This is a genomic window from Xanthomonas sp. SHU 199 (genome assembly GCF_000364665.1).
Classification (GTDB): Bacteria; Pseudomonadota; Gammaproteobacteria; order Xanthomonadales; family Xanthomonadaceae; genus Xanthomonas_A; species Xanthomonas_A sontii.
This window is the reverse complement of the sequence record NZ_AQOI01000119.1, coordinates 1-10,200: the sequence shown is the minus strand read 5'-3', so window position 1 is coordinate 10,200 and position 10,200 is coordinate 1. Positions and strand designations below refer to the sequence as shown.

General features: G+C 70.8%; 11 protein-coding genes. 4 read left to right on the top strand and 7 right to left on the bottom strand.

Going from position 1 to position 10,200, the window contains the following annotated elements; genetic code table 11:
• Positions 1 to 151 precede the first annotated feature (151 nt).
• The gene (locus D183_RS0105710) at positions 152 to 562 is read left to right on the top strand and encodes a hypothetical protein (protein ID WP_017908157.1); all 411 of its coding nucleotides are present in this window, start codon (positions 152 to 154) and stop codon (positions 560 to 562) included.
• A gap of 194 nt (positions 563 to 756) precedes the next feature.
• Here the strand turns inward: D183_RS0105710 and D183_RS0105705 are convergent, their stop codons facing one another.
• Complete coding sequence (locus D183_RS0105705; protein ID WP_017908156.1) at positions 757 to 1,293, bottom strand: pseudouridine synthase; 537 nt, start codon at positions 1,291 to 1,293, stop codon at positions 757 to 759.
• 85 nt (positions 1,294 to 1,378) lie between these two features.
• Positions 1,379 to 2,236: a class I SAM-dependent methyltransferase gene (locus D183_RS0105700; RefSeq protein WP_017908155.1), complete on the bottom strand. Its 858-nt coding sequence runs from the start codon at positions 2,234 to 2,236 to the stop codon at positions 1,379 to 1,381.
• A gap of 175 nt (positions 2,237 to 2,411) precedes the next feature.
• Here D183_RS0105700 and D183_RS0105695 point away from each other — a divergent pair, with 175 nt between their 5' ends.
• The 3 genes from D183_RS0105695 (at position 2,412) to D183_RS0105685 (ending at position 5,865) form a co-directional block, all read left to right on the top strand.
• The gene (locus D183_RS0105695; protein ID WP_017908154.1) at positions 2,412 to 3,371 is read left to right on the top strand and encodes an aldo/keto reductase; all 960 of its coding nucleotides are present in this window, start codon (positions 2,412 to 2,414) and stop codon (positions 3,369 to 3,371) included.
• The gene (locus D183_RS0105690) at positions 3,368 to 4,405 is read left to right on the top strand and encodes an NADP-dependent oxidoreductase (protein ID WP_017908153.1); all 1,038 of its coding nucleotides are present in this window, start codon (positions 3,368 to 3,370) and stop codon (positions 4,403 to 4,405) included. Before D183_RS0105695 ends, D183_RS0105690 begins: the two co-directional genes overlap by 4 nt.
• Positions 4,406 to 4,995: 590 nt before the next feature.
• Positions 4,996 to 5,865: an IclR family transcriptional regulator domain-containing protein gene (locus tag D183_RS0105685; protein ID WP_017908152.1), complete on the top strand. Its 870-nt coding sequence runs from the start codon at positions 4,996 to 4,998 to the stop codon at positions 5,863 to 5,865.
• Between the two features lie 232 nt (positions 5,866 to 6,097).
• Here the strand turns inward: D183_RS0105685 and pcaC are convergent, their stop codons facing one another.
• The 5 genes from pcaC to pcaH form a co-directional block, all read right to left on the bottom strand.
• On the bottom strand, positions 6,098 to 6,502 hold the full coding sequence (gene pcaC / locus D183_RS0105680; RefSeq protein WP_017908151.1) for a 4-carboxymuconolactone decarboxylase: 405 nt from the start codon (positions 6,500 to 6,502) through the stop codon (positions 6,098 to 6,100).
• Positions 6,503 to 6,541: 39 nt separating this feature from the next.
• Complete coding sequence (gene pcaD, locus D183_RS0105675; RefSeq protein ID WP_017908150.1) at positions 6,542 to 7,321, bottom strand: 3-oxoadipate enol-lactonase; 780 nt, start codon at positions 7,319 to 7,321, stop codon at positions 6,542 to 6,544.
• Between the two features lie 112 nt (positions 7,322 to 7,433).
• Positions 7,434 to 8,786: a 3-carboxy-cis,cis-muconate cycloisomerase gene (locus D183_RS0105670; protein WP_017908149.1), complete on the bottom strand. Its 1,353-nt coding sequence runs from the start codon at positions 8,784 to 8,786 to the stop codon at positions 7,434 to 7,436.
• A gap of 66 nt (positions 8,787 to 8,852) precedes the next feature.
• Positions 8,853 to 9,410 (bottom strand): protocatechuate 3,4-dioxygenase subunit alpha, encoded by a 558-nt coding sequence (pcaG, locus tag D183_RS0105665; RefSeq protein WP_017908148.1) that lies wholly within the window; start codon positions 9,408 to 9,410, stop codon positions 8,853 to 8,855.
• Between the two features lie 4 nt (positions 9,411 to 9,414).
• On the bottom strand, positions 9,415 to 10,134 hold the full coding sequence (gene pcaH, locus D183_RS0105660) for a protocatechuate 3,4-dioxygenase subunit beta (protein WP_017908147.1): 720 nt from the start codon (positions 10,132 to 10,134) through the stop codon (positions 9,415 to 9,417).
• Positions 10,135 to 10,200 lie beyond the last annotated feature (66 nt).

Sequence of the window (10,200 nt, the reverse complement as noted above, 5' to 3'; positions counted from 1 at the left end):
CCCCGGATGAACAACCTACTGAGAGATCACACCTAGTGGGTCTGGCGCACCGCATTCAGCGGGCAGACGAATCCACGGCGCTGCGCTAACGCCCCGTATACGGTAGGCCGGCGACACTGCAGCCCTTCATTCCTGCCAGTAGGGGACGCCCATGAGCAAGCTGACCATCATCACCGATCGCGCCCTGGATCTCGCCAGCCACGCCGGCGACAGCCTCAAGCACTTCGGCCCGCAGGCGAACAAGTGGTTGCAGTCGGGCAAGGCGATGGGCGCGCTCAAGGCGGGCGCAGCGATGGGTGCAGTGAAGACCGGCTCCAAGGTCGCGCGCACCGCCGTGCGCCGCAACCCGGCCATCGCGATCGCCGCTGCCGCCGTGGGTGTGGGTCTGCTCGGCTACGCCATCTACCGCAAGCGCCAGCGCGACAAGGGCGCGCCGATCGAAGGCAATGCGCAGCGCATCGAAGCGGCCAACAAGCGCGGCAACGTGGGTGCGCGCCGCAGCGCCGCCAGCACCCGCGGCACGCGCCGCAATGCCGCAGCGCAGGACGCCACCGAAGAGTGAGATCCGCGCACTGCCGCTGACGGCAGCCGCCGCATGAAACGCAGCGACCGGGAGACATCCCGGTCGCTTTTTTTATGGTTCGCCGCGCCTCTGCTTTTCCAACGCATGAGCGGCTTCAGCTGCGACCGAGGCGTTACCGATGCGCTCCGGTCGCGGCTGACGCCGCTCCTGCGGGTCATTCGGCACAACACGCACTACAGCGCGCGCCAGGCCCCCGGCGCCAACCCGTCCAGGCGGTGCGCGCCCATCGCCGCACGCACCAGGCGCAGGGTCGGCAGGCCGACCGCAGCAGTCATCCGCCGCACCTGGCGGTTGCGGCCTTCGCGCAGCACGACCTGCAACCAGGCATCGGGCACGCTTTTGCGGAAGCGCACCGGGGGATCACGCGGCCACAGCGATGGCGGCGCGTCCAGCAATGTCACCTCGGCCCGCGCGGTCGGGCCGTCGTTCAACAGCACGCCGTCGCGCAGGCGCTGCACCTGCTCCGGTTGCGGCGCGCCTTCCACCTGCACCCAGTAGGTCTTGGGCTGCTTGTGCCGCGGATCGGTCAGACGGTGCGCCAGCGCGCCATCGTCGGTCAGCAGCAGCAGGCCCTCGCTGTCGTAGTCCAGGCGTCCGGCCGCATACACGTCGGCGGGCAGGCCGAACTCGGCCAGGGTGCGCCGCGGCGGCGTGCTGCGGTCGGTGAACTGGCACAGCACGTTGAAGGGCTTGTTGAAGGCGATCAGCATCGACGGGAACGGCAGCGAACCTGCGCCGCACGACGCGGCGCAGGCATTGTCCCATGCGTCCGCGCCGCGCCGCTCGTGCGCCGGCTCAGCGCTTGACGAACTTCAGGGTCATCCGGTCGCTCTCGCCGATCGCCTGGTACTTGGCATCGTCGGCGGCCTCGTGCTGGTTGCTCGGCGGCAATGTCCATACGCCGCCCGGATAATCCTTGGTGTCGCGCGGATTGGCGTTGAGCTCGCTCTTGCCGGCCAGCTTGAAGCCGGCGGCCTCGGCCATGGCGATCACCTGCGCCTGACCGACATAGCCGCTCTTGTCGTCGGCCGGCACGTCGGCCTTGGCGCGGTGCTCGACCACGCCGAGCACGCCGCCGGGCTTGAGCACGTTGTAGAAGCCCTTGAACATGCCCTCGGCCTGGCCGGCCATGCGCCAGTTGTGCACGTTGCGGAAGGTCAGCACCAGGTCGGCCGAGCCGGGCGGGCCGAACACCGGTGCGTTTGGCGCATACGCGACGATGCGCGCGTGGTCGTACTGCGCCGGTGCCGCGGCGAACTTCTGCTCCAGGCCGGCGCGCGCCTTCTGCTGGTAGTCGCGACCGCGCCCTTCCGGCACGGCGGTCGGATCCACCACCGCAGCGATGTACTGGCCGTGCTCGCGCAGGTACGGCGCCAGGATCTCCGCATACCAGCCGCCGCCCGGGGTGACCTCGATCACCGTCTGGGTCGGCTTGATGTCGAAGAACGCCAGGGTCTGGCCGGGATGGCGGTAAGCGTCGCGGGCGACGTTGGCGCGGTCGCGCCAACTGCCGTTGATCGCCGCCTGCAGGGACGCGTCCGGCGCCGGCAGCGTCGCGGTGTCGGCAGGCTTGATCGCCTGCGCGGCAGGGGCGAGCAAGGCGGTGGCGACGGCCAGAGTACAGGCGCAGGCGAGCGAGGTTCGAAGCGTCATGGCAGGCATCCGCAAGAGGAGGTGGGGCGAGCCTAGCATGCGGCCCGACAAGCCCGAATGTTGCGCTCCCGTTAGCGCGAATCACGCCGGCGGAACGCTGTTTTCGCGAGCATTGGCCGATCCTTCGACCCCCGGCGACTATCCTGTCGCCTTTCCCCACAGTGGAGCGTTTTCCATGCTGCACACGCGCGAACTCGGCCGCTCCGGCCTGCATGCGGCACCGCTGGCGTTCGGCGGCAACGTGTTCGGCTGGAGCGCCGACGCCAAGACCTCCTTCGCCTTGCTCGATGCCTTCGTCGAGGCCGGCTGCAATCTCGTCGACACCGCCGACATCTACTCGGCCTGGGTGCCCGGCAATCGCGGCGGCGAATCGGAAACGCTGATCGGACAATGGCTCAAGCGCAGCGGCAAGCGCGACAGGGTGCTGATCGCGACCAAGGTCGGCAAGTGGGCCGAACGCCCGGGCCTGTCGGCCGACACCATCGCCGCCGCCGCGGAGGACTCGCTGCAGCGCCTGCAGACCGACGTCATCGATCTGTACCAGGCGCATGCGGACGACGATTCGGTGCCGCTGGAAGCCACGCTGGCCGCGTTCGGGCGGCTGATCGAACAGGGCAAGGTGCGCGCCATCGGTGCTTCCAACTACAGTGCCGCGCGCCTGCGCGAGGCGCTGAACGTCTCCGCGCAATACGGCCTGCCCCGCTACGAAACGCTGCAGCCGGAGTACAACCTGTACGACCGCGCCGGCTACGAGGCCGAGCTGGAGCCGCTGGTGCGCGAACAGGGCCTGGGCGTGCTGTGCTACTACGCGCTGGCCAGCGGCTTCCTCAGCGGCAAGTACCGTCAGGCCGAAGACGCGGGCAAGAGCAAGGCACGCGGCGCCAGCGTGGTCGCGCGCTATCTCAACGCGCGCGGCCTGCGCATCCTCGCCGCGCTCGACGACATCGCCGGCAAGCATGCGGCCACGCCCACGCAGGTGGCGCTGGCCTGGTTGATGGCACGACCCGGCATCGTCGCGCCGATCGCCAGCGCGACCAGCCTGGAGCAACTGCAGGACTTGCTCGCCGCCGCGCGCCTGCAGCTGTCGGCCGATGACATCGCGCAATTGAATACCGCAAGCGAGGAAACCGCATGACCGCCCCCACCCAGACCACCCGCATCGTGCTCGCTTCGCGCCCGCAGGGCGCGCCGGGCACCGACAATTTCCGCATCGAACAGGCCCCGATTGCGCCACCCGGCCCCGGCCAGGTGCTGCTGCGCAACCGCTGGCTGTCGCTGGACCCGTACATGCGCGGGCGCATGAGCGATGCGCCGTCCTACGCGCCGCCGGTGCAACTGGGCGAGACCATGGTCGGCAGCACCGTGGCCGAGGTGCTGCAATCCAACTCCCCCGACCACGCACCAGGCGATCTGGTGCTGGTGCAGAACGGCGGCTGGCAGACCCATCTGGTCGTCGACGGCGCCAGCCTGCGGCGCAAGCTCGACCCCAACTCGCCGCTGCCGCCGAGCACCGCGCTGGGCGTGTACGGCATGCCCGGCTTCACCGCCTACGCCGGCCTGCACGAGATCGGCAAGCCGCAGCCGGGCGAGACCGTGGCGGTCGCCGCAGCCACCGGCCCGGTCGGCGCCACCGTGGCGCAGATCGCCAAACTGCGCGGGGCCAAGGTCATCGCCATCGCCGGCGGCGCGGAAAAATGCCGCTACCTGCGCGAGGAACTGGGCGTGGACGTGGCCCTGGACCACCGCGCCAAGGACTTTGCGGAGCAGTTGCGCGCTGCCGCGACCGACGGCATCGACGTGTACTTCGAGAACGTCGGCGGCCACGTGTTCGATGCGGTGCTGCCGCTGCTCAACGATTTCGCGCGGGTGCCGGTGTGCGGCACCATCGCCACCTACAACGCCAACGGCGCCTTGCCGCCGGGGCCGGACCGGATGCCGGCACTGATGGGCCAGGTGCTGCGCCAGCGCCTGACCCTGCGCGGCTTCATCGTCGGCGACTTCGTCAAGCTGTATCCGGAGTTCCTGCGCGAGATGGGCGCCTGGCTGGCCGACGGCCGCGTACGCTACCGCGAGCACGTGGTGGACGGTCTGGAAAACGCACCACAGGCCTTCATCGACATGCTGAGCGGCGGCAACTTCGGCAAGCTGGTGGTGCGGCTGGGCGACTGAGGCAGCAAGGCCCTAGGCTGGTTCGTCTGTGGGAGTCAACTGTCATGCGACCACGACGAACGGAGTAGGCGGACGATCTAACTCGGAATCAGTCGGGACTGATCCCACAAAAAGGGACAAGAGTCCCTCCCCACATCCCGCCCGGACACCGATCATCGCGAGTCGCTGTAGGAGTCGTGATCGCTTGGTTTCGGCTGTTGCTTTTGCCCTTGTTTTTGACTTACCGGGTTCCCTTCCGAAGCGGCGGACAGCGCGGGGAAAAACCCGAAGGGCGGCGTACATGGATGTACGCCGTCCGCGGCAGGGGCAGGATGCCCCTTCCGCGGATCCCCGTGATGGACGCGGACCCGGAGCGCGCAGCGCGGAGGGCGCAAGGCAGGGCGCGCTTTCTTTTGGTTACCTTTTCTTTGCGCGAGCAAAGAAAAGTAACTCGCCCGTCAGGGCGAAAGCCTTTGCTTTCGCTTGAGATTTGCGTGTCGGACGAAAAAGAACCGCAGGAGCGGCTGCCGCCGCGCCCACCTGCTTCCGCGGCATCGACGCCCGCAGGCGCAGCCACTACCATCGGACGCATCGCCGCCGCCGCCGCTTCCATGTCCGAGTCCCCGCGTCCCCCTCGCGCACGCCGCACCGCGCGCGCCGCCACCGCTCCCACCCCGCCCGAGCGCGGCCTGGCCGCGGAGTTGATGCGGCGCATCGGCGAATGCGAAGGCGACCCGAACTTCATGACCTCGCTGGCGCGCGGTCTGGCCGTGCTCAGCGCCTTCGGCCAGCACAGCCGCGACGTCAGCATGGCCCAACTCAGCGCCGACACCGGCATTCCGCGCGCGGCGGTGCGGCGCGTGCTGTACACGCTGGAGAAGCTCGGCTACGCCGGCACCCACGGCCGCGGCTACGTGCTGCTGCCGCGCGCGCTGGGCATCGGCAGCGGCTACCTGTCCACCGCCGCGCTGTCGGTGGCGGCGCAACCGGTGCTGGACGCGCTGCGCGACACCCTGCACGAGTCCTGCTCGCTGGGCGTGCTCGACGGCGACGACCTGCTGTACGTGGCGCGTGCGGAAACCGTGCGGATCATGTCGATCGGCCTGCGCGCCGGCAGCCGCCTGCCGGCGTACTGCACCTCGATGGGCCGGGTGCTGCTGGCGGCGCAGCCGGGCGACACCTTGAACAGCTACCTGGAGCGCAATCCGCTGCGCCCGCGCACCGAACGCACCGTCACCGACCGCGCGCAGTTCCAGGCCCTGCTCGAGCGCGTGCAGCGCGACGGCTACGCGGTGGTGGACCAGGAACTGGAGATCGGCCTGCGCTCGGTGGCGGTGCCGGTGCGCAACCGCCAGGACCGCGTGGTCGCCGCGCTCAACGTCGGCAGCTCGGTGGCGCGGATGACCCTGGGCAGCCTGCAGAGCACGGTGCTGCCGGCGCTACGGCATGCGGCGCAGCAGTTGAGCCGCGTGCTGGACTGACCCGCATCCGCCCCTGCGGGGCACCTTTCCCTCCGACGAAACAAGGGATAAGCCCCTCTCCCCTCGGGAGAGGGGTTGGGGTGAGGGTCCGGCGCGCGAAGCGCCGCGCGGATCCGGCTTGCGCGAGGCACCGTCGCAGGACCTACAGCAGGCACACTTCGTCCCGTGCACGACGCGATCGGCGCTCAACCGTGGGCCGCCACCATCCTCTGCCGCGACAGCAGCGCCGCGCTCAGTCCGCAGCGTTCGCGCCGCCCTCAGCCGCCTGCTCGGCCAGGATCGGCGCGGCCAGGGCGAAGGCGTGGTTGGCCGCGGGCACACCGCAATAGATCGCCGCCTGCAGCAGCACTTCCTTGATTTCGTCGGCGCTGACGCCGTTGTTGCGCGCGGCGCGCACGTGCAGCTTGAACTCCTCGTCGTGGCCGCGCGCCACCATCATCGCCAGGGTCAGCAGCGAGCGCGTGTGCCGCGGCAGGCCCTCGCGGGTCCACACCGTGCCCCAGGCGGTACGGGTGATGAACTCCTGGAATTCCTCGGTGAACGGCGTGCGCGCGGCCAGCGAGCGGTCGACGTGGGCATCGCCGAGCACCGCGCGGCGCACCTGCAGGCCGGCGGCGTAGCGTTCGTTCTCGTCCATCGGGGCGACTCCTGAAACGTAGGGAAAAGCGGGCGTTGGCTACTGCAGCAGGAAGCGCAGCAGCGCGTCGTTGAAGGCGTGCGGCGACTCGACGTTGCACAGGTGGCGGCCGTGCACCTCGGCCTCCTCGCCCTGCGCCACCTGCGCGGCGATGGCCTGCAGATCGGCCGGCGGACACACCGGATCGTCGTGCCCGGCCACGGCCAGCACCGGCACGCCGATCTCGCCCAGGCGCGCGCGGAAGTCGGCCTCGGCCAGCGCCTGGCAGCAGCCGATGTAGGCCTGCGCATCGGTGGCGCGGAAGCTGTCCAGGATCGCCTCGACGGTGGCTGGCTGCGCCTCGGCGAAGGCCGCGGTGAACCAGCGCGTGCGGGTGCCGTCGCACAGCGGCGCCAGGCCCTCGGCGCGCACCTGCTCGATGCGCGCCTGCCAGCTCTCGGCGCTGCCGATTTTGGCCGCGGTGGCGCACAGGGTGAGGCTGAGCAGGCGCTCGCCCGCGTGCAGGCCCAGCCACTGCCCGGTCAGCCCGCCGATCGACAGGCCGCAGAAATGACTGCGCTCGATCGACAGCGAATCCCAGAGCGCCACCACGTCGCCGCCAAGGTCGGCGATGGCATAGGGCGCCGGCGGGGTGGTGGACGCGCCATGGCCGCGACGGTCGTAGCGCAGCACGCGGAAATGCGGCGAAAGCGCGGCGATCTGCGCGTCCCACATGTGCAGGTCGGTGCCGAGCGAGTTGCACAGGGTCAGCCACGGACGGCCTTCGCTGCCGTCGATGCGGTAATGCAGACGATGCGTGGGCAGGTCGAGGATGGGCATGGGCGGCGCTCGCAGGGAAAGTGGAAGGGGCCGTCGCGGCACGGAACCGCGCGACACCGGCAAGTCTAGAACGTGGCGCCGACGCTGCGGCAGACAGGCACGGCGCGACGGCTCACGCGGGCGCCTGCGCGGCGAGCACGCGCTCGATCCACACCGCGGCCATGCCGCGCCAGCTGTCGCTGGCGAACAGCGCATCCAGTTGCGCCGGCGCCAGCACCGCGGTCACCTGCGGCTCCTCGGCCAGCACCACGCGCAGGTGCTGCTGCGTGGCCAGCGCGCGGCGCACCGCGGTTTCCACCAGCGCGTGCGCGGCAGCCTTGCCCAGGTGCGCGGCCAGGGTCACCGCCACCGCCTCGGCGTAGAGCAGGCCGCCATGGCTGTCCAGATGCGCGGCCATGCGCGCGCGGTCCAGCTCCAGGCCCTCGACCAGCACCCGCACCTGGGCCAGGCTGCCGGCGCTCAGGCGCACCAGTTCCGGCAAGGTTTCCCATTCGGCATGCCAGCCGCCGACGGCGCGCTCGTGTTCCTGCGGCAGCGCCGCGAACAAGGTCGCCAGCAAGCCCGGCGCGCGCGTGGCCGCGGCGATCGCGACCACGCAGCCGACCGGATTGCGCTTGTGCGGCATCGCCGAGGAGCCGCCCTTGCCCGCCGCGGCCGGCTCGAACGCCTCGGCCACTTCCGACTGCATCAGCAACGCGACGTCGCGGCCGATCTTGCCGAGGCTGCCGGCGAGCAGCGCGAACGCCGCGCCGATCTCGCCGATACGATCGCGCGCCGCGTGCCAGGGCAGCGCCGGCAACGGCAGCCGCAATTCCTCGGCCAACGCCTCGGCCACGGCCAGGCCCTGCGACTGCAGCGCAGCCAGAGTGCCGGCGGCACCGCCGAACTGCAGCACCAGGGCGTCCTCGCGCAGCGCCTGCAGGCGTCGGCGGCTGCGCTGCAGCGCGTCCAGCCAGCCGGCAGCCTTCAGTCCGAAGGTCACCGGCACCGCCTGCTGCAACAGGGTGCGCCCGGGCAGGCCGGTGTCGCGCTCGCGCTGCGCCAATGCCGCCAGCGCCGTGCACAGCGCGTCCAATTGCGTTTCAACACGGTCGAGCGCGGCACGCAGTTGCAGCACCGCGCCGCTGTCGATGATGTCCTGACTGGTCGCGCCCCAGTGCACCCAGCGCGCGGCGTCTTCATCGGCGGCGGCGACCTGCGCGGTGAGCGCCTTGACCAAGGGGATCGCCGGATTGCCGGCCAACGCGGTGGCGGCGGCCAGCGCCGGCAGGTCGTAGCGCGCGGCATCGCAGGCGGCGGCGATCGGCGCCGCTGCGTCGGCCGGGATCACGCCGCAGCGTGCCTGCGCGCGCGCCAGCGCCGCTTCCACGTCGAGCATGGCCTGCAGGCGCGCGCGGTCGTCGAACAGCGCATCGACGGCCGGATCGCCGAACAGCGGACGCAACAGGGACTCGGAGACGCTCATCGGTTCGTAGGCGGTGGAGAGATCATGCAGCGTAACCGCTGCAGCCTGTGCGGGATGTCGCTGCGCTCAGTAGCGGAAGAACACAGTCTCGTGCTCCCCCTGCATGCGCACGTCCCACTGGTAGCGATTGGGCGCCAGCGGTTGCGCGACCAGGGTCGCGCGGCGCTCGGCCGGCACCTGCGCCAGGATCGCGTCGCCGTCCAGGTCGTCGTCGCCGAAGTACAGCCGGGTCGGTGCGGCGCGCAGCAGGCCGCGCATGAACACCAGCACCACCAGGTGCGGCGCCTGCAGGCCCTTGGGCCCGGCGACGCGGCCGGGCTTGACCGTGCGGAAGGCGAAGCGGCCCTGCGCGTCGGTCGGTACCCGGCCCCAGCCATGGAAGGCCGGATCGTGTTCGCCGCGGCGCGGATCGGCGGCATGGTCGTAGATGCCGGCGGCATCGGCCTGCCAGATCTCCAGCAGCGCATCGCCAACCGGCACGCCGTGGCCGTCGAACACGCTGCCCGCGATCTCCACGTGGGTGCCCTGCGCCTGCGCCGGCGCGATCTCGGTGCGGTACAGCGGCTCCAGCCCGATCCGGTAGTAGGGGCCGACCGTCTGCGAAGGGGTTGCCTGGAAACTCATCGCCTCACTCCCAAGGGGTCTGCTTGCGTCCGCGCAGGACGATGTCGAAACGGTAGCCCAGCGCGAACTCGTTGGCGGTGGTCTCCCAGTCGAACGCGGAGACCATGCGCTCGCGCGCCTTCGGGTCCTCCACGCAGTTGAAGATCGGGTCGAACGCCAGCAACGGATCGCCGGGGAAGTACATCTGCGTGACCAGGCGCTGGCCGATGCCGTCGCCGTGCAGCGAGAAGTGGATGTGCGCCGGGCGCCAGGCGTTGTAGTGGTTGCGCCACGGATAGGCGCCGGGCTTGATGGTGGTGAAGCGGTAGCGGCCGTGGTCGTCGGTCAGCACCTGGCCGGTGCCGGTGAAGTTGGGATCCAGCGGCGCGTCGTGCTGGTCGCCGGCGTGCAGGTAGCGGCCGGCGGCGTTGCACTGCCACACCTCGACCACGCTGTTGCGCACCGGCTTGCCGTTCTCGTCGAGCAGGCGCCCGCTGACGATGATGCGCTCGCCCAGCGGCGCGCCGGGGAAGCCGGCGGTGAGATCGGCGGCATGCTCGCCGAGGGTGGTGCGGTCCAGGGTCGGGCCGGTGGCTTCGGACAACGTCAGCGGGATCGCGATCGGATCGCGGGTCGGGCCGCGCGCGCCGGTGGAGGCGTAGGGCGGGTGCAGGTAGGCCGGCTGCGTCCCGGGGTACGGGCGGCGATAGCCGAGCAGGGGATCGATGGGGGTGTCGTCGCGCATCGTGCGGTCTCGCTGGCTCCACGCGGAGCCGGTTGGCTGGAAGGATGATGCAGGCGTGCGGGGCGC